The organism is Streptomyces sp. NBC_01260 (assembly GCF_036226405.1).
GTDB lineage: Bacteria > Actinomycetota > Actinomycetes > Streptomycetales > Streptomycetaceae > Streptomyces > Streptomyces laculatispora.
In genome coordinates this window covers 1,380,902-1,400,107 of sequence record NZ_CP108464.1, presented here as the reverse complement: position 1 = coordinate 1,400,107, position 19,206 = coordinate 1,380,902, and the positions used below count along the sequence as shown (strand labels likewise).

At 71.6% G+C, this 19,206-nt stretch carries 17 protein-coding genes; 12 read left to right on the top strand and 5 right to left on the bottom strand.

Features of this window, described 5'->3' with window-relative positions; all coding sequences use genetic code 11:
* Positions 1-2: 2 nt before the first annotated feature.
* Positions 3-1,034, top strand: coding sequence for a cytochrome P450 (locus OG322_RS06195; protein ID WP_329306158.1), 1,032 nt, complete (start codon positions 3-5; stop codon positions 1,032-1,034).
* Here the strand turns inward: OG322_RS06195 and treY are convergent.
* Positions 994-3,402: a malto-oligosyltrehalose synthase gene (gene treY, locus OG322_RS06190; protein ID WP_266410752.1), complete on the bottom strand. Its 2,409-nt coding sequence runs from the start codon at positions 3,400-3,402 to the stop codon at positions 994-996. The two genes, OG322_RS06195 and treY, sit on opposite strands and share 41 nt — an antisense overlap.
* A gap of 90 nt (positions 3,403-3,492) precedes the next feature.
* Positions 3,493-5,658 (bottom strand): glycogen debranching protein GlgX, encoded by a 2,166-nt coding sequence (gene glgX, locus OG322_RS06185; protein ID WP_329306157.1) that lies wholly within the window; start codon positions 5,656-5,658, stop codon positions 3,493-3,495.
* A gap of 356 nt (positions 5,659-6,014) precedes the next feature.
* Here glgX and OG322_RS06180 point away from each other — a divergent pair, with 356 nt between their 5' ends.
* Both OG322_RS06180 and OG322_RS06175 read left to right on the top strand, forming a co-directional pair.
* A complete protein-coding gene (locus OG322_RS06180; RefSeq protein ID WP_123466217.1) occupies positions 6,015-7,247 on the top strand; it encodes an SAV2148 family HEPN domain-containing protein in 1,233 nt (410 codons plus the stop codon).
* An 83-nt stretch (positions 7,248-7,330) separates the two neighbouring features.
* Positions 7,331-8,059, top strand: a complete 729-nt coding sequence (locus OG322_RS06175; protein WP_123463359.1) for a 3'-5' exonuclease — start codon at positions 7,331-7,333, stop codon at positions 8,057-8,059.
* 30 nt (positions 8,060-8,089) lie between these two features.
* Here OG322_RS06175 and OG322_RS06170 read toward each other — a convergent pair whose 3' ends face one another.
* Entirely contained in the window at positions 8,090-8,956 is an 867-nt protein-coding gene (locus OG322_RS06170) for a phosphotransferase enzyme family protein (RefSeq protein WP_329306156.1), read from the bottom strand.
* Between the two features lie 126 nt (positions 8,957-9,082).
* Between OG322_RS06170 and OG322_RS06165 the strand changes: the two genes are divergently transcribed.
* The 8 genes from OG322_RS06165 to OG322_RS06135 all read left to right on the top strand — a co-directional run bounded on the left by OG322_RS06165 (position 9,083) and on the right by OG322_RS06135 (position 16,329).
* Positions 9,083-10,036 carry a carbohydrate ABC transporter permease gene (locus OG322_RS06165; protein ID WP_185095472.1) on the top strand — a complete coding sequence of 318 codons (954 nt, stop codon included), beginning with the start codon at positions 9,083-9,085 and terminating at the stop codon, positions 10,034-10,036.
* Positions 10,033-10,872, top strand: a complete 840-nt coding sequence (locus OG322_RS06160; protein WP_123463363.1) for a carbohydrate ABC transporter permease — start codon at positions 10,033-10,035, stop codon at positions 10,870-10,872. The genes OG322_RS06165 and OG322_RS06160 overlap by 4 nt, the downstream gene beginning before the upstream one ends.
* Complete coding sequence (locus tag OG322_RS06155; protein ID WP_329306155.1) at positions 10,872-12,161, top strand: ABC transporter substrate-binding protein; 1,290 nt, start codon at positions 10,872-10,874, stop codon at positions 12,159-12,161. Before OG322_RS06160 ends, OG322_RS06155 begins: the two co-directional genes overlap by 1 nt.
* Positions 12,162-12,576: 415 nt before the next feature.
* Positions 12,577-12,657, top strand: coding sequence for a tryptorubin family RiPP precursor (locus tag OG322_RS41505; protein ID WP_353962138.1), 81 nt, complete (start codon positions 12,577-12,579; stop codon positions 12,655-12,657).
* 115 nt (positions 12,658-12,772) lie between these two features.
* Entirely contained in the window at positions 12,773-13,819 is a 1,047-nt protein-coding gene (locus OG322_RS06150) for a cytochrome P450 (RefSeq protein WP_123466221.1), read from the top strand.
* A 286-nt stretch (positions 13,820-14,105) separates the two neighbouring features.
* Entirely contained in the window at positions 14,106-15,308 is a 1,203-nt protein-coding gene (locus OG322_RS06145; protein WP_123463367.1) for a S8 family peptidase, read from the top strand.
* Between the two features lie 89 nt (positions 15,309-15,397).
* Entirely contained in the window at positions 15,398-15,949 is a 552-nt protein-coding gene (locus tag OG322_RS06140) for a DUF1697 domain-containing protein (RefSeq protein ID WP_123463369.1), read from the top strand.
* Positions 15,946-16,329, top strand: coding sequence for a nuclear transport factor 2 family protein (locus tag OG322_RS06135; protein WP_123463371.1), 384 nt, complete (start codon positions 15,946-15,948; stop codon positions 16,327-16,329). The genes OG322_RS06140 and OG322_RS06135 overlap by 4 nt, the downstream gene beginning before the upstream one ends.
* 9 nt (positions 16,330-16,338) lie before the next feature.
* Here the strand turns inward: OG322_RS06135 and OG322_RS06130 are convergent, their stop codons facing one another.
* Positions 16,339-17,175, bottom strand: coding sequence for an ABC transporter ATP-binding protein (locus OG322_RS06130; protein ID WP_329306154.1), 837 nt, complete (start codon positions 17,173-17,175; stop codon positions 16,339-16,341).
* 13 nt (positions 17,176-17,188) lie between these two features.
* Positions 17,189-18,058 (bottom strand): aldo/keto reductase, encoded by an 870-nt coding sequence (locus OG322_RS06125; RefSeq protein WP_123463375.1) that lies wholly within the window; start codon positions 18,056-18,058, stop codon positions 17,189-17,191.
* 108 nt (positions 18,059-18,166) lie between these two features.
* Here OG322_RS06125 and OG322_RS06120 point away from each other — a divergent pair, with 108 nt between their 5' ends.
* Positions 18,167-19,168: a ketopantoate reductase family protein gene (locus OG322_RS06120; protein ID WP_329306153.1), complete on the top strand. Its 1,002-nt coding sequence runs from the start codon at positions 18,167-18,169 to the stop codon at positions 19,166-19,168.
* Positions 19,169-19,206 lie beyond the last annotated feature (38 nt).

The following is a 19,206-nucleotide window of genomic DNA, read 5'->3' as shown; positions in this document are numbered from 1 at the left end:
GGATGCAGGCCGACGCCCCCGGAGACATACCCGCCCCGACGCCCTCGCCGGACCTCCGCCCCGACAGGCCGCCGAGGACGCACCGGACGACCCGCCCCGGCGGCCCGAGCCTCCTCGCCCCCGGCGCGGCCCGCGACCCGTACGGGCTCTACCGGGTGCTGCGCGAGGAGTACCCGCTCAGCTACGACGCCCCGCTGGGAGCCTGGCTGATCAGCCGGTACGACGATGTGGTCACCGCGCTCACCGGCCCGGGGTTCACCGGCTTCCCGCACGACGGGGCACCTCGCGGCGGCCCCGCACCGCTCGGCCTCTGCCACGGCAGCCCCCGCTGCCTGCCCCGTGACCGGTACACGGTGGAGACCGGCTCCGTGCCCCGGCACCTGGCCGAACGCGTCGAGCGGACCGCGTACGTGCTGGCCCGGCGCATCGCCGGGCGCCGGCAGGCCGATCTCGTCGAGGAGTTCTGCCGATGGCTGCCCGCCGGTACCGGGCCGTTCCGGTCCTCGTCGCGCTCCGGTGGCGGCGCGCCCGCCGACGAAGGACCCTGCACCCGGCGCACCGGACTGCGCGAGACGGCGCTCGCCTCGTTCCTGGCCAACCTGCTGGACGACCCCGACCTGCTGGCCGCCCTGCGCGTCGAACCGGCACTCGCCGGCCGGGCCTGGACGGAGTCGATGCGCCGCGACCCGCCCGTCCAGGTCGTGCTGCGGCGCACCCTCACCGAGGTCACCCTCAGCGGTGGCACCCTCCCGGCGCGGTCCCCCGTCGCCTGCCTGATCGGCGCGGCGGGACGCGATCCGGAACGGTTCGCGGCGCCGGACCTGTTCGACCCCTTCCGCCGCGACCAGGGCCACACCACCACCACGGGCCCGGCGGGCTGCCCGGCCGTGGTGCTCGGCCGGCTGGAGGCCGAACAGGGCCTGCGCGCCCTCCTGGACGCCATGCCCCGGCTCCGCTGGGCGGACGGATTCAGACCGGCCGCCACCGGCCTGCTCACCCGGGGCCCGCGGTCCCTTCTGGTACGACCCGGCTGAGCAGCGCCACCGGCCGCTCGGCGAACAGCTCGGCCACCGCGGCCGTGCCGCCGGAGAACTCCCGGCCCGGGGCCAGCAGATCCCGCCACACCCCGTCGTCCGGCAGCGTCAGCTCCGTCCCGCGCCAGCCGCCCGCCCGGGCCAGCCGCAGCGACAGCCGGGTCACCGCGGTGACGACCTCGCCCGAGCGGCAGAAGGCCACACAGTGCCCGGCCGCCGGACCGGAGGCCGTCAGCGGGGCGTACGTGCCCGACTCGCCGAACACCCCGGGCCGCTCACGCCGAAGCCGCAGCGCCGCCACCGTGAGAGCCTCCTTCTCGTCGGAAGGCGTGCCGGAAGGCGTGTCCGGGAAAGGGCGGCGAAACGGCCGCCGGTTGTCCGGGTCGACCAGCGCCAGGTACGCGCGCTCGGTGCCCTGGTAGAGATCCGGCACCCCCGGCATCGTCAGCTGCACCAGCGCCGCGCCGAGCACATTGGCCCGCACCTGCGGGGCGAGCGTGCCCGCGAACCCCTCCAGCAGCGCCCGCACCGGACCGGTGGCGGCGGCCGGACCGGCGGCGACGAAGTCGGACACCGCCCGCTCGTACCCCGGATCGGGTTCGGTCCAGCTGGTGAACAGCCCCGACTCGCGCACCGCCTTCAGCAGCGCGGGCTCCAGCCGCGCCGCCTGCTCACCGGCCGGGAACCCCACGCAGCCGAACGCGGTCTGCCACGCCTGCCAGGCCAGCTGCGGATCGGGGGCGGCCGCCGGGGCCGTCCGGGCCAGCTCCGCCACCAGCCGCGACCACTGCCCCGGACATTCCGAGAGCACCGCGACGGCGGCCCGGACGTCGGCGCTGCGCTTGGTGTCGTGCGTGGTCAGCGCCGTGCCGGTGGCGGGCCAGTCCCGTGCGAGCCGGGTGCAGAAGGCATGGAAATCCTCCGGAGCCACCGCCGGCTGCCCCGGATCACCGCCCACCTCGTTGGCGGAGATCAGCGGCACGTACCGGTAGTACGCGGTGTCCTCGACCGACTTGGCCCGCAGCGCGGACGCCGTCTGCGCGAACCGGTCGCAGAACGCCGCCCGGTCGCCGTCCGGGCCGAGCCGCCCCAGCGCCAGCTCCCGCACCACATCGACGGCCGACGCCTCCTCCCGCACGGTGAACACCGCCTTGGCCTCGCTCACCGCCGTCGCGTCGAGCGCTGCCCCGGCCGACTCCGTGCAGGGCCCGCCGGCCGTCACGTACGGGCGGTAGACCGGTACCCGGACCAGCAGTTCGCGTACCGCGGTGTGCAGCGCCCACGGGGCGTGGTCGCGCAGCGCGGGGTCCCCGGCGCAGATGCGCGACGCCAGCCGGGTCAGCAGCGCGGTCTCGGCGGCCAGCTCATGGGTGACGACACGGTAGGCGGCCCGGCGCACGGTCGCCTTCCAGTAGCCTCCCCGGTCGCCGGCCGGGGAAGCGGACTCCCGGTAGTGGCCGAGCAGTTCCGCGGCGCCCAGCGGGTCGACGAAGAGACCGTCGATCCGGTGCAGCGCGTCGTACCCGGTCGTCCCGGCCACCGCCCAGCCGGCCGGCAGCGGCTCGGGACCGGTGAGGATCTTCTCCACCACGGTCCACGCACCGCCGCTCGCCTCGGAGAGCCGCTCCAGATAGGAGGCCGGGTCGGCGAGTCCGTCCGGGTGGTCGATCCGCAGACCCTCGACGGTCCCGTCCCGGACCAGTTCGAGGATCTTGGCGTGGGTGGCGGCGAAGACCTCCGGGTCCTCCACCCGCACCCCGATCAGCTCCGAGATGGTGAAGAACCGCCGGTAGTTCAGCTCGGTCCGGGCCAGCCGCCACCAGCCGAGCCGGTAGTGCTGGGCGTCCAGCAGCTCGGGCAGGCCGAGACCCGCGGTGCCCGCCCGGAGCGGGAACTCCTGCTCGCCGTATCGCAGCACCTCCCCGTCGACCCGGAGCCCGTCGATCTCCTCGCCGAGCCGTCCGGCGAGCACGGGCAGCAGGATCCGCCCGTCGCCCGCCGCCCAGTCGATGTCGAACCAGTGGGCGTACGGGGAGCCGGGCCCCTCGCGCAGGACCTCCCGCAGCGCGTGATTGTGCCGGGGGTCGGCCGCCATGTGGTTGGGCACGATGTCCAGGACCAGCCCGAGACCGTGCTCCCGAGCTGTGCGGGCGAGCCGCCGCAGCCCCTCCTCGCCGCCCAGTTCGGCGCGCACCCGGCCGTGGTCGACGACGTCGTAGCCGTGCCGGGAGCCGGGCACGGCTTCGAGGACCGGGGACAGATGCAGATGGGAGACGCCGAGCGTGGCGAGGTACGGCACGGCGTCCTCGGCGGCCGAGAACGGGAAGTCCGGCTGGAGCTGAAGCCGGTACGTGGCGGAAGGCGTCATGGAGGCGTTCGTACCCAGATCCGGGCCCTCTGTGTCACCCGGTCGCGCACAACTGCCCGACCGGCGGTGCCGCCCACCGCTCCCGCCCCGCTACGCCGGCCGCTGGAGCACCGCCATGCTCCGCCCCACCAGCGTCACCCGATCGCCCGCCGCCACCTTCGGCCCCGCACCGGTCAGCACTCCGGCCGGACGCGCCGTGTCGACGACCACATGCCACTGCCGCCCATGGTTCACCGGGACGGCGAACTCCAGTGTTTCGGCGCTCGCGTTGAACATCAGCAGGAAGGAGTCGTCGGAGATCCGTTCGCCGCGCGGGCCCGGCTCCGAGATGGCGTGCCCGTTCAGAAAGACCGTCAGGGCCTTGGCGTGCGCCGCCTGCCAGTCCCGCTGGGTCATCTCCTCGCCCTTCGGCGTGAACCAGGCGATGTCCGAGAGCTCGTCGTGCGTGCCCTCCACCGGTCGTCCGTGGAAGAACCGGCGGCGCCGGAAGACCGGATGGTCCCGGCGCAGCCACACCATGGCCCGGGTGAACTCCAGCAGGCTGCTGCCGAGCCCGTCGCCGTTCTGCGGGTCCGCCTCCTCGCCGTCGTCCGCCGCGGCCTCGGCCGGGTCGGGCCAGTGCACCCAGGACAGCTCGCTGTCCTGGCAGTACCCGTTGTTGTTGCCCAGCTGGGTACGGCCGAACTCGTCGCCGTGACTCAGCATCGGCACACCCTGCGACAGCATGAGGGTGGCGATGAAGTTCCGCATCTGCCGCTCGCGCAGCTCCAGCACCTCGGGCTTGTCCGTGTCGCCCTCCACGCCGCAGTTCCAGGACCGGTTGTGGCTCTCGCCGTCCCGGTTGCCCTCGCCGTTGGCGTCGTTGTGCTTGTCGTTGTACGAGACCAGGTCGTGCAGGGTGAATCCGTCGTGGCAGGTGGTGAAGTTGATCGAGGCGAGCGGCCGCCGGCCGTCGTCCTGGTACAGGTCGGACGAGCCGGTCAGCCGCCCGGCGAACTCCGCCAGGGTCCGGGGCTCACCGCGCCACAGGTCCCGTACCGTGTCCCGGTACTTCCCGTTCCACTCGGTCCACAGCGGCGGGAAGTTCCCCACCTGGTAGCCGCCCTCGCCCACGTCCCACGGTTCCGCGATCAGCTTCACCTGGCTGACCACCGGGTCCTGCTGCACCAGGTCGAAGAACGACGACAGCCGGTCCACCTCGTGGAACTGGCGGGCCAGAGTGGCCGCCAGATCGAAGCGGAACCCGTCCACGTGCATCTCGGTCACCCAGTACCGCAGCGAGTCCATGATCAGCTGGAGCACGTGCGGGGAGCGCATCAGCAGCGAGTTCCCGGTCCCCGTGGTGTCCGTGTAGTAGCGCTGGTCGTCGGCGAGCCGGTAGTACGAGGCGTTGTCCAGGCCCCGGAAGGAGAGCGTCGGACCCAGGTGGTTGCCCTCCGCCGTGTGGTTGTAGACCACGTCGAGGATCACCTCGATGCCCGCCTGGTGCAGCGCCCGTACGGCCTGCTTGAACTCGAGCACCTGCTCGCCCCGGTCGCCCCAGGAGGCGTAGGCGTTGTGCGGGGCGAAGAATCCGATGGTGTTGTAGCCCCAGTAGTTGGCGAGCCCCGCGTCCGCCAGCCGGTGGTCCTGGACGAACTGGTGCACCGGCATTAATTCGATCGCCGTGACCCCGAGCTCGGTCAGATGCGCGATGACCTCCGGATGGGCCAGCCCCGCGTAGGTGCCGCGCAGTTCCTTCGGCAGCCCCGGGTGAAGCATCGTCAGGCCCTTCACATGGGCCTCGTAGATCACCGTGCGGTGGTAGTCCGTACGGGGCCGCCGGTCGTCGCCCCAGTCGAAGTACGGATTGACCACGACGGATGTCATGGTGTGCGGCGCCGAGTCGAGGTCGTTGCGCGCGTCGGGCCGGCCGAACGGATAGCCGTACACCGCCTCGCCCCACTGGATCTGTCCGGCGACCGCCCGTGCGTACGGGTCGAGGAGCAGCTTCGCGGAGTTGCAGCGGGCGCCGCGCTGCGGCTCGTACGGCCCGTGGACCCTGAACCCGTACCGCTGACCGGGCATCACCCCGGGCAGATAGGCGTGGCGGACGAAGGCGTCGGTCTCCCGCAGCTCCACCGCCGTCTCGGAGCCGTCGTCGTGCAGGAGGCACAGCTCGATTCGGTGGGCGGCCTCCGAGAAGACCGCGAAGTTGGTCCCGGCGCCGTCGTACGTGGCACCGAGGGGGTACGCCTGTCCCGGCCAGACCTGCATAGATTCGACTCTTCCACTCTGATGCGGTTGCCTGGGGAATGCGGGCTCCCTGGGGCAGATCTTCCCCGAAAGAGGGGCCCTTACCTAGGACGTCGCCCGGTCCGGTCAACATCGGGCCCCTCCGTGTCGCCCGGGACCGGAATCCGGCGGACCCACCCGGCTCGCTGTCCGGTATGCGGCTTGCGGTGGGGTGTTTAATCACTATGAATCCGCTCACTACGGCAGATCTCGTCCCAGGGAACGAGCTTGATCGGTAGGGGAGTTGAGAAAGCAGCCTGCGCATCCGGCTGCACCGGCTCCCGCTCCCGGAGTACCCTTCCTTGATCGTTGGTGGGGGAGTGGAAGGCGGTGTGCGGGTGAGCTCGGGAGGTTTCGAGCTGCCCCCAGGTGACGCTGGTCACGAGGGGGACGCCACCGATGTGCCGCCCGGGGCGGTCTCGCTTGCCCGGCCCCTGGAGATCGGTGCGGAGCTGGACTGGGGAGCGGACGCCTGGAGCGAGGTGCGCACCCGTGCTCAGCGGGCCGGGCGCGCCTACATCTGGCTGAATCTCGTGGAGCAGCGGCTGCGCGCCGTGGTCTCCGCGGTGCTCCGGCCCATCTACGAACCGGTCCACGGCGAGGACTGGGTGGTGGCCGCTGCGGGACCCGCCGGGCAGGAGTGGGTGCAGCGCGCCGTCGCCGTGCGCGAGGTCTCCCGCCGCAAGGGCTATCTGCTCGACCCGGCCGACGACAACGTCCTGAGCTTCCTCACGCTGCCTCAGCTGCGTGAGCTGATGGTCCAGCACTGGCCCTGCTTCGAGGCCTACTTCGACGACCGCCGCGATGTGGAGCTGGCCCTCGACGAGCTGGAGGTCGCCCGCAACGTGGTCTCCCGCAACCGCGCGCTCAACGAGGCGGTGCTCGCCCAGGCCGAGCGCGCCTCCGCGCGGCTGCTGGAGATCCTCGGCACCGGCGCCGCGGTCCCGTCCGCCGACCGGCTCCCCGTCGACGCCGTCGAGGAGCTGGTGGGCGACCGGTACGCGGATGTGGTCTCCGTCCACTCCGACCGGGTGCGGCTCCAGCGCCAGCTGCCCGCCGAGGACCTCTTCGGGGGAGCGCGTCGGCTGGACGCGATCGGCATAGGGCTCAATCTGCTGGTGCAGAACTTCTCCGGCCGCCGGCTGATCCGGCTCGCCGAGTCGGGCTGCCGGGTCCGCCTGCTGTTCATCAATCCGGCCAGCAGCGCGGTCAAGCGCCGGGAGCGGGAGCTGGGGCTCAAGAAGGGCGAGCTGAGCCGGACGGTGGAGATGAACATCCTCCACATGCGCCGGGTCCGCTCCAAGCTCCGCGATCCGGGCGCCTTCGAGATCCATGTCTTCGACGAGACACCGCGCTTCACCGCCTACCTGGTGGACGGCGACGGGGCCGACGCGGTGGGGGTCGTCCAGACCTATCTGCGCCGGGCCCGCGGCATGGAGGCGCCGGTGCTGGTGCTCCGGGGCGGCGGGCGGGCGGTGGTCCGGGCCGGGCAGGACAGCGAGCACGGACTCTTCGAGACGTACCGCGAGGAGTTCGAGTCCGTGTGGACGGACTCCCGGCCGGTCTCCTGAGGGGCCGTCCCCGGGAGGGCGCTGTCAGTGGCCCGTGCGAGGGTGGTCGTCACCTGGGGGAAGCACCACGAAGGAGGTACGGGATGAGCTGGCACCGGCATGCGCTGGTCGGCTTCGACCTGGAGACGACGGGTACGGAACCACTGGAGGCCAGGATCGTGACGGCCGCGGTCGTCGCCGTCGACGGCAGCGACGGTGAACCGGTGAGCCGGCACGCCTGGCTGGCCGATCCGGGGATCCGGATCCCCGCCCAGGCCTCGGCGATCCACGGCATCAGCAGCGAGCGGGCCGCGGCGGAGGGCCGGCCGGCGAGCGAGGTGGCCGACGAGATCGCCGACACCCTGACCGGCTACTGGCGCCGGGGCGTGCCGGTGGTCGCGTACAACGCGGCCTTCGACCTGACGCTGCTGACGGCGGAGTTGCACCGCCACGGGCTTCCGTCGCTGAGCGACAGGCTGGGCGGCGCGGGGATCGGTCCGGTCGTCGACCCGTACACGATCGACCGGGCCGTCGACCGCTACCGCAAGGGCAAGCGGAATCTGGAGGCGGTCTGTGTCGAGTACGGAGTGGTCCACGGCGGAGCGCACGACGCGACGGCGGACGCCCTGGCCGCGGTCCGGGTGGCGTACGCGATAGCCGGGCGGCACGCCTCGGTGGCCGCACTGACGGGGGCGGAGCTCCACCAGCGCCAGATCACCTGGTACGCGGAGTGGGCCGCCGACTTCCAGCAGTTCCTCCGCCGCAAGGGCGAGGCGGACGCGGTGATCGACGGCCGCTGGCCGGTCCGGGAACCGGTGCGGGTGTCGGGCTGACCACGCCCGTGCCGCCCGGTGCGGGCGTGGTCAGAACGGGTACCACCGCACCGCCGCGTCACCGTCGCGCAGCGACGCCACGCGCCTGCGGAACTCCGCGAGCGCCTTCGGGTTGGCCGGCGCGTGCTGCGCGACCCACGCACAGCTCGCGGTCTCCCGTGCCCCGCGCAGCACCGCGCAGCCGTCCCACTCCCGGACGTCCCACCCGTACGCCGAGGTGAACGCGTCATAGGCGTCGGCCGCCAGCGCGTACCGGTCCCGGGACAGGGCCAGCACCACCAGATCGTGCTCGCGCAGATCAGTCGAGAAGGTCTCCAGGTCCACCAGGACCGGCCCGTCCGGACCGACATGGACATTGCGCGGGAGCGCGTCGCCGTGGATCGGGCCCGGGGGCAGACGCGGCACCAGCGCGGCGGCGGCCGTCGCGAAGCCGTCGCGGCGCTCGCGCAGATACGCGGCGTCGGCCGGGTCGATCGAGTCGCCCGCAAGACCCAGCCAGCGCTCGACCCCGCCCAGCAGCTCCCGGCGGGGGAGGACGAGGCCCTCCGGGGCCGGCAGTGCGTGCACGGCGGTGAGCAGCGGCGCCAGATCCCGTGGCTCCGCGGGCCGCACCGCGTCGGGCAGCCGGTGCCACAGCGTCACCGGGTGGCCCTCGACCAGCCGTGCCGAGGGCTCGGCGGCCCGTACCGCGGGGACGCCGGACGCGGCGAGCCACTGCGCGACGGCCACCTCGCGCTCGGCCCGGACCCGCAGCTCCGGACTGCGCACGGCGTTCCGGCCGATCTTGACCACCAGGTCGCCCACGGCGAACACCGCGTTCTCGCCCAGCGCGAGCAGCTCCGCGTCGCCGGGGTGTCCGGCAGCGGTCAGTACCTCGCGCGCTCGCATGTCGTTCATGGATCCGATTTTCGCATCCGTGCAGGCTGTCTTGACGAACCGGCGGGCCCTCAGCACGATGACGGAGGCCACCTGAGCGGCCAGAACGGTATCAAGCCGGTCGAATGACGCAAGGGGGTCGCATTCATGACATTGGCGAGTGCAACGGTCCAGTCCGAGCGGCACGATCCGCCGGGCGGCGGCCCGCCCGGCAAGGGGGCCGCGCGGATCAACCGGAGCGCCGGTACCTGGTTCCTGGTGCTTCCCGCCCTCATTCCGATCCTGGTCCTCAGTGTCGGCCCACTGCTCTACGGCATCGCGCTGGCCTTCACCGACGCCCAGTCGGGCCGGACGAGATCCACGCAGTGGACCGGGGTGCTGAACTTCCAGGACCTGCTCCACGACGGACTGTTCTGGGACTCGTTCAGGATCGGCCTCGTGTGGGCGGTCGGCGTCACCGTCCCGCAGTTCGTGCTGGCACTCGGCCTGGCGTTGCTGCTCAGCCAGAACCTGCGAATGCGGTGGCTGGCGAGGGCGCTGGCGATCATCCCGTGGGCGATGCCGGAGGTGGTCGTCGGCATCATGTGGCGGCTCGTCTACAACCCGGACGCCGGAATCCTCAACGAGACCATCCGCGATCTGGGGCTCGGTGACGGCCGTGACTGGCTGACCGGCCTGGCCACCGCGCTGCCGGCGGTGATCCTCGTCGGGGTCTGGGCCGGTATGCCGCAGACCACGGTCGCCCTGCTGGCCGGCCTGCAGAACACCCCGCACGAACTCCACGAGGCGGCCGCCCTGGACGGCGCGGGCGCCTGGCGCCGATTCCGCACCGTCACCTGGCCGGCGCTCAGGCCGGTCGCCCTCTCCATCACCGCCCTCAACTTCATCTGGAACTTCAACTCCTTCGCCCTGGTCTACGTGCTGACCAACGGGGGGCCGGGCGGCCGTACCCGGCTGCCGATGCTCTTCGCGTACGAAGAGGCTTTCCGGTACGGGCAGTTCGGCTATGCCGCGGCGATGGGCTGTGTGATGGTCGCGGTGATCTCCGTGATCCTCGCCGTGTACCTCGTGGGACGGCTCGGCGGAGGTGAGGACCGATGAGTCCGCGTACCCGCGGAACCGCGCGCGCCGGACAGTACGTCGCGCTCCTGTGCTACCTGGTCTTTCTGGCGTTCCCGTTCGTGTGGCTGATCTCCACCGCCTTCAAACCGGCACCCGAACTGGGCTCCCTGCACCCCACCTGGATCCCCCAGCACCCGACGCTCGACAACTTCCGGGCCGCCTTCGACGAACAGCCGCTGCTCCGGGCCGCCGCCAACTCGCTGATCGCCGCCGTCTCGGCCGGGATCATCGCCGTCGTCATCGCCACCCCGATGGCCTACGTGACGGCCCGCCACCGCTCGCGGCTCTCCACCGCCGCCACCGGCTGGGTGGTGGTCAGCCAGGCGTTCCCGTTCGTCCTGCTGATCATTCCGCTCTTCCTGGTCCTCAAGTATCTGCATCTGATCAACACGCTGTGGGGGCTGATCATGGTGTACGTCGTCTGGTCGCTGCCGTTCGCGCTGTGGATGCTGGTCGGATACGTACGGGCCGTCCCGCCCGAACTGGAGGAGGCGGCGGCGGTCGACGGCGCGAGCCGGCTGCGGACGCTCGTCTCGGTCACCGCCCCGCTGCTGGCCCCCGGGATCGTCGCCACCGCACTCTTCGCCTTCATCACCGCATGGAACGAGTTCTTCTTCGCGCTCGTCCTGCTCAAGACACCGGAGAAGCAGACCTTGCCGGTCGTACTGACCCACTTCCTCGGCGCGGAGGGTGCGAGCGACCTGGGGCCGCTCGCCGCCGCCGCGTTCCTCGCCACCCTTCCCTCGCTCGTCCTCTTCGCGGTCATCCAGCGGCGGATCACGGGCGGCATGCTGGCCGGGGCGGTGAAGAGCTGATGCGCGCGGTGCTGCGTACGGCAGCCGCGGCGGCCACCGCACTGGCCCTGCTGCTCACCGGGTGCGGCGGGGGCGGCGGCCGGGCGGACGGGAGGATCACGATCCGCTTCCAGTCGCTGGCCTGGCAGAAGGAGTCCGTCGACGCCAACAAGCAGTTGGTGAAGGAATGGAACGCGAGCCATCCCGATGTCCGGGTCCAGTACGTCCAGGGCAGCTGGGACAGTGTCCACGACCAGCTCCTCACCTCGTTCGAGGGGGACGAGGCACCGGATGTCATCCATGACGCGTCCGACGACCTCGCGGACTTCGCCTACGGCGGCTACCTCGCCGATCTGCGCACCCTGCTGCCGGACCGGCTCACCGCCGACATCCCGCAGCAGAGCTGGCAGACCAGCACCTTCGACGGCGGTGTCTACGGGGTGCCCTTCCTCCAGGAGCCCCGCGTCCTGATCGCCAACACCAGGATCCTCAAGGCCTCGGGGGTCCGCATCCCGACCCCGGCGAGGCCCTGGAGCTGGACGGAGTTCCGGCGGATCACCAAGGAGCTGACGGGCAAGGGCCGTTACGGAGTGGCCTGGCCGCTCAAGGAACCGGTCTCCGCCACCCTCAACCTCGGCCTCTCGGCCGGTGGCGAGCTGTTCCACCGTGGCGCGGACGGAAAGGTCACGCTCGCCATGGACGAGGGCGATCTCGTCGTCCCCCGGACCATCCGCGACCAGGTCGGCACCGACCACAGCGCCGCCCGCACGGCGCTCGGCATGGGGGGCGGCGACACGCTTCCGGGTCTCTTCGGCGGCAAGTACGCCATGGTGCCGCTGGGGTTCTCCTTCCGCCAGCAGGTGGCCGAGCAGGCCCCGAAGGGCTTCGAGTGGACGGTGCTGCCCGCCCCGGCCGGCAGCGCAGGCCTGGCCCAGGGGGTGAGCCCGCAGACCCTGTCGGTCGCCCAGGACAGCCCGCACAAGAAGGAGGCCGTGGAGTTCATCGACTTCCTGCTGCGGCCGGCCAACATGGTGCGCCTCGCCAAGGGGGACTGGATGCTGCCGACCGGCAGGGCGGCCCTGGCGGACCCCTCGCTGCACAGCCCCGACCGGGGCTGGGCCACCGGCGCCGCTCTCGCGGGCGCACTGCGTTCCGCTCCGGCCCAGTCCGTGCGCGGCTATCCGGAGTGGAAGGACAAGGTCGCCACCCCCGCATTCCAGGAGTACTACAGCGGTGCCATCGACGCGGCGGAACTGAGAAAGCGTCTGGTCCAGGACGGGAACCGGGTGCTGGCCCGCTATCAGCGATGACCTCGCACGAGAACCTCAACCTATTACCGACCGGTACGTATCTTTCCCGCGTCGAGGCGCCGGCGATCCGGCCGCGGGGCAGCGCCCGGAGCCACGGCAAACATCCTGAACAGTGGTGATTCAGACAATCATCGGCATGAATTCGCCTCTTCACGCTCTTGCCGGTACCTGCGAGTGCGGGTATCGCAGGGAAATTCTCCGTTCTTATTTGGCTCGTTTGGTTTCGACTGAAACGGAACGCGTGGCCGCTTTTTTTCGGCGAGAAGATCATTGACAACTTCAATTGCTCTGAGCTGTACTCCTTTCGGCGGTCAGCGGTGATGCGGATTTCCTGTTGAGATGGGAAGCCTGTATCGCAACACGGCCACGCCATGTCCCGGAAAGCAGATTCAGAGCAAAAGGTGGAGGTGCTGTTATGAAGTTCCTTTTTCAGCTGAAGGAAAAGATGACGCCGGAGAAGAGCCTGAAGGCGTACGCCTGGTACCTCTGGTACTGAACCCGGCATACGAGTCCAGTTGACTGAGGGGCGCGGTCCCTCGGTCGGAGTCCGTGCCCGGCGTGGCCTCACCGGCCCGCCGGGCACGGGCGCCTCCCGCTTCTTGGAGAACACGATGCAGATATCCGGTACCGGCAGCCGTGCCCGGGACGTCGTCTTCGCGCCGAGACTCCAGGCGCTCCTGCGAGACCACCGGGGCGAGGAGGCCTTCCGGCTCGACCCCGGCACCGTCGGCGTCGCCGGGGCCGGCCTGACCGACCGCATCCTCGCCGCCAGGCCGGCCACCGAGGACGAGCGCCCCACGTTCAAGCCCCTCCACGGGCGGTCCATTCCGCGCGCCGAGGCCGCCACCGTCATGCAGGCCATCGGCCGCGACGTGCGGACGGCCCTGAAGAAGCCCGTTCCCGAGAACGCCGACCTCCGCGGTGAGTGGCCGCGCGTGGGTCACGTATACCTGCGTGACCTGATCCTCGGCGCCGATCCCTACCGGCTTCGCGTCCTCATGGACCGTGCCCTGGAGCTGACGCCCAAACTCACCTGGTCGGTCATCGTCGCCGGGGCGGCCCTGCCGGGGCGGCTCCGGCCGGGCGCCCCCGTCTCCGCCATCGCGGGCCTGACCGCCGAGGCCAAGAGCTACGGCGACCGCCGCTACGCCATGGGCCTGTACCGCAGAGCCGCGGCCCCGGTCTGCTTCACCGTCTCGACACTCGTCGCCAACGCGCTCTGGCTCGGATCGCCGTTCGACGAGGAGACCTCGAACCGGAACGTCCTGTACGAGTCGATGCGGTTGCTGCCGCCCTCCTGGAACATCCTGCGAAGGGCGTCCCCGGAGTACGCCGCGCTCGACCCCCGGATCGGCGCCGGCGACGACATCCTGCTCCTGCCCCTGCTGAGCCACCGGGACCCCGCGCTCTGGGAGGACCCTGATGTGTTCCGGCCCGAGCGCTGGGACGGCCTCGACCCGGACGATCAGCCCGGCTATCTGCCCTTCGGCCATGTGTCCGAGCGCTGCTGGGGGCGGCACATGGTGATGCCGCTCGCCGAGATGCTGCTCGACATGGTGCGCGGCGGGGGTCTGACGGTGGACCCCGCGCAGGCGTCCTCCGGTGTCCCCCTCGCCGGGCTGATGGGTGTGACCGGAGTGCGGATCGTCCGACGCTGAACCCCGCCCTGCTCCGCCCCGTTCGTGATGCATCATCACGAACGGGGCGCAGTGCTGTGTCCGGGAGTGTGACCGCTGGTGTGCCCGCCGGTAACAGGCAGTGCGTGTGTCGGACTTGGGTGCGGCTGGTCGACTTCTTGTGACGAAACCTTGCTCAGGTGGTCACAGGCACAGGGTGGGTCTTGATCTGGGCGCGTCAATCGGTCAGGGTTTCGAGCCAGCCCCCGGAGATCTTCCGGCCGAGGGTCAATCCCCCCACAAAGAATGACGAGGAGACCCCCTCTTCATGGCACTTCACAAGCGCACCCACCGGGTCAAGCTCACCGCCGCGATCACCGCGGTCGCCGCCGCAGCCGGAATCACCCTGCTGGGCAGCCCCTTCGCCGGAGCGGCACCCGCCCCCGCGATGGGCAAGGTCTACGGTGCCGACGCGGCAACCGCCGTATCCGGCAGCTACATAGTGATGCTCGACCACAAGGCCGACAAGGCGAAGCTCGCCAAGGAGTACGGCGGCAAGCTCAAGCGCAACTACAGCTCCGCCATCAACGGCTTCTCGGCCAGCGGCCTTTCGCGGACCGAGGCCAAGCGGCTCGCGGCCGACCCGTCGGTCTCCAAGGTCGTCCAGAACAAGAAGTTCCACATCAGCGCCACCCAGGACAACCCGCCCTCCTGGGGTCTGGACCGCATCGACCAGGCCGAGACCGCCGGCGACAACGCGTACACCTACCCGGACAGCGCGGGCGAGGGCGTGACCGCGTACGTCATCGACACCGGTGTCCGCACCACGCACGAGGAGTTCGGGGGCCGGGCCAGTTCGGGCTTCGACGCCGTGGACAACGACGACAGCGCGGATGACGGCAACGGCCACGGCACCCACGTGGCCGGCACCATCGCCGGTGCGACGTACGGCGTCGCCAAGAAGGCGAAGATCGTCGCCGTCCGGGTCCTCGACGACTCCGGCTCGGGCACCACCGAGCAGGTCGTCGCCGGCATCGACTGGGTCACCGAGCACCACCAGGGCCCCTCCGTCGCCAACATGAGCCTCGGCGGCGGTGCGGACGAGGCGCTCGACGCGGCGGTCCAGAAGGCCATCGCCTCCGGTGTCACCTTCGCGGTGGCCGCCGGGAACGAGTCGGGCGACGCGAGCGAGGGCTCCCCGTCCCGCGTCCCCGAGGCCATCACGGTCGCCTCGTCCACGGTGGACGACGAGCAGTCGTCGTTCTCCAACTACGGCTCGGTCGTGGACATCTACGCCCCGGGCTCGGACATCACGTCGTCCTGGAACGACAGCGACACCGGCTCCAACACCATCTCCGGTACGTCCATGGCGACCCCGCACGTCGTGGGTGCCGCCGCCGTATACCTGGCGGGACACCCGGACGCCACCCCGGCGGAGGTCTCCACGGCACTGACCGACGGAGCCACCCCGGACGCCATCAGCAACGCCACCGAGGGTACGGCGAACAAGCTGCTGAAGGTCGTTGAGTAACAGCGCCACCCCTGACCGGCGGCCACCGCGCCCTCCCCCACGGGGCGCGGCGGCCGCACGGCTCGGGCTGATCGTCCTATGGTGTGCCCATGACGATGTACGCGGCGCTGCTGCGCGGGATCAACGTGAGCGGCCACCGCAAGGTTCCGATGGCCGAACTCCGCACGCTGCTCACCGGACTGGGCCACGGCGATGTCCGTACCTACCTGCAGAGCGGCAACGCGGTCTTCAGCAGCGAGTCCGGCGACGAGGGCGCGCTCACCGCGGAGCTGGAGCGGGCCATCGAGGAGCAGTTCGGCTTCGCGGTGGAATGCCTGGTCAGGGACGCCGCCTACCTCGCCGCCGTGGCCGGCGCCTGCCCGTTCCCGGCTGCCGAGGTCCAGGGCAGGCAACTGCACGTCACCTACTTCGACCAGCCGGTCGACGCCGCCCACTTCGCCTCGCTGGAAGCCGCCGCCTACCTCCCCGAGGAGTTCCGGCTCGGCGACCGCGCCCTCTACCTCTACGTCCCGGACGCCCTCGGTGGCTCCAGGCTCGCCGCCGCCCTGGGCCGGCTCGCGGTCGGCAAGGGCCTCGTCGCCACCTCACGCAACTGGAACACCGTCACCAGACTCGTGGAGATGACCGGAGGTGGCGCGTGAGCGAGCCGTCGCCCGGCGTGGCCGCGGCGGTCGAGGGCGAACTCCGCCTCCTCGACCCGCTGGTGCAGGCCTCCGCCGAACTCCTCGTCCAGGTTCTGCACCCCGACTTCCGCGAGGTCGACACGACCGGCCGCCACCGGGACCGCGACATGGTCATCACCTCGCTGGTCACGGGCGCCGCCGCGGGCCCCGGACAGCTCACCGCCTCACGGATGCGCGGGGTCCAGCTCGCCGACGAACTCGTCCACGTCACCTTCGACACCGAGGCCAAGGGCGAGCGTGCCCATCGCAGTTCACTGTGGCGGCTCACCGAGACGGGGTGGCTGCTCTATTACCACCAGGCCACCCCCTTCGTCACCGGACCGGCGGCCGACGGCTGAGCGGCCGGGTCAGCGGCGGGCGGCCCGCCGGGCCCGCGCCGTCCACCGCCCGTCCGTGCGGGAGATCCGTACCGGATGACCGAAGCAGTCGCTGACCTGATCCGTGGTCAGCACCTCGTCCGCCGGCCCCGAGGCCACACACCGTCCGCCGCGCAGCAGCATCGCATGGGTGGTGGAGGCGGGCAGCTCCTCCAGATGGTGGGTGACCAGTACCGTCGCCAGTTCCGGGTGCTCCCCGCGCAGGGCGTCCAGACTGTCCAGCAGCTGCTCGCGGGCAGCCAGGTCCAGCCCGGTGGCCGGCTCGTCGAGCAGCAGCAGCCGGGGATGCGGCATCAGCGCGCGGGCGATGAGCGTGCGGCCCCGCTCGCCCTGCGACAGCGCGGGCCAGCGCGACCCCTCCTTGCCGCCCATGCCCAGCATCTTCAGCAGCCGGTCCGCCCGCTCCCGCTGCTCCGGGCTCGCCGACCAGCGCGGCACCGGCTCGACCGAGTTGGTCAGCCCCGTCAGCACCACCTCGTTCACCGACAGCGGCGAACGCAGCGGATGGCGCGGATCGACATGCCCCAGCAGCGTCCGCAGCTCCCGCAGATCGACCCGTCCGATGGTGCGGCCCAGCACCTCCACCGTGCCCCGGGTGGGATGCCTGATCGCACCGAGCAGCCCCAGCAGGGTGCTCTTGCCCGCGCCGTTGGCGCCGAGCAGCGCCCAGTGCTCCCCGCCGCGCACGGTCAGCGAGACCGAGTCGAGCAGGACCTTGCCGTCCCGTACGAGCGTGACGCCGTCGGCCCTGATCACCGGAACCGGGGCCGTGGGCGAAGAAGGGGCGAGGGCGGCGGTGGTGGTCACGTGCGGTACTCCTTCATGCGGATGCGAGCGCCTCCAGGAGGCTCATGTCATCGGTCGACAGCCGGATCTCCCCGGCCCGGAGGTTCTCCGCGAGATGGAGGGGCGAACCGGTGCCCGGAGTCGGGCACAGCGCGGGGGAGCGGTGCAGCAGCCAGGCGAGGGCGATCTGCCCGCGGGTGGCACCGTGGCGTTCCGCGACCCCGGCGAGCGCCGCGGCGCCTTCGCCGGTCAGGGCGCCGTTCGCCAGCGGGAACCAGGGCAGGAAGGCCAGGCCATGGGCCTCGCACACCTTCAGTACCGCGTCCGACGAACGGTCGAGGAGATTGAACCGGTTCTGCACCGAGGCGATCCCGGTCAGGGAGAGCGCCTGCTCCAGCTGGTCGGCGGTAAGGGTGTCCAGACCGATGTACCGGATCTTACCCTCCTGCCGCAGCGCGTCCAGAGCGCCCAGCTGCTCGGCCAACGGCACCTGCGGATCAAGCCGGTGCAGCTGGTAGAGGTCGATCCGGTCGGTCCGCAGCCGGCGCAGACTGGCCTCGCACATCGCCCGCAGCTGCTCGGGCCGCCCCGCGATGTGCCAGGCGCTGTCACTGGTCCGTACGACGCCGCCCTTGGTCGCGATCACCAGATCGTCACGGTACGGGTGCAGCGCCTCGGCGACCAGCTCCTCGGCCACCCCCGGACCGTAGTTGTCGGCGGTGTCGATCAGGGTCACGCCCCGGTCGACCGCCGCCCTGAGCACGGTCAGCGACTCCTGCCGCTCGCCGCGGGGGCCCCAGTACCCCGGGCCGGTCAGCTGGGCGGTGCCGTAGCCGAGACGGCGCACGGGCAGCTCGCGGCCGAGGAGGAAGGAGTCGTCGGGGGATCGGAACACGGAAGACATAAGGGAAACAGTAGTCTGGCTGGTGGATGCAACTTCCGGCCCGGGGGAGTGCCTTGCCGCCACTGCGGCGGGCCACCGCCCCGGGCCGCGGCCGTGCGGAGGAGCGGGATGCGCTACGTCATCGTGGGAGCGGGCGCCGTCGGCGGCGCCATCGGCGGACGGCTGGCCGAGGCGGGCCACCGCGTGGTGCTCGTGGCCCGCGGAGCCCAGTACGCGGCGCTGCGCACCGGCGGACTCCGGCTCGCCACCCCCGACGGCACCCGCACCCACGAGCTCCCCGTCGTCGACGGGCCCGAGGCGCTCCCGCTGGCCCCGGACGACGTCCTCGTGCTCGCCGTCAAGACGCAGGACAGCATCGCCGCACTCGACGCCTGGAGCGCCCGGCCGGTGGCGGGCGGCGGCACGGCCGGTGAACGGCTGCCGCTGATCTGCGCGCAGAACGGCGTGGAGAGCGAACGCCTCGCGCTGCGCCGCTTCGACCGGGTGTACGGCATGTGCGTCTGGCTGCCCGCGACCTTCGTGCGGCCCGGCGAGGTGTCCGCGGCCGGAACCCCGCTCACCGGAATCCTCCACCTGGGCCGCTACCCGTCGGGGACCGACGACACCGCCCGGCGGATCTCCGCCGACCTGGAGGAGGCGAAGCTGCTCGCCCCCGTGGTGGCGGACGTGATGCGCTGGAAGTACGGCAAGCTGCTCTCCAACCTGGCCAACGCCATCGAGGCGGCCACCGGCCCGCTCACCGGGGACGACGCCATCGCCCTGTTCAGGAGGGCGCTGGCCGAGGGCCAGGCCGTGCTCAAGGCGGCCGGCACCGAGGCGGTGGGCCAGGCCGAACAGGCCGAGGCGCGCGGCGACCGGATCCGCTTCGAACCCTTCGACGGCTCCCCGCGCACCGGCGGCTCCTCGTGGCAGAGCCTCAGCCGGGGCACCGGCACGATCGAGGCCGACTACCTCAACGGCGAGATCGTGCTGCTCGGCCGGCTCCACGGCGTACCCACCCCGGTCAACGACGTGCTGCGGCGGATCGCGAACAGCTGCGCCCGGGAACGCCGGGAACCCGGCTCGATGTCCGTCACCGAGCTGACCGCGCTGGTCGACGCGGCCGTCTGACCGACGTTGTCGCTTTTCTTCAAGACCCGGGACGGGCG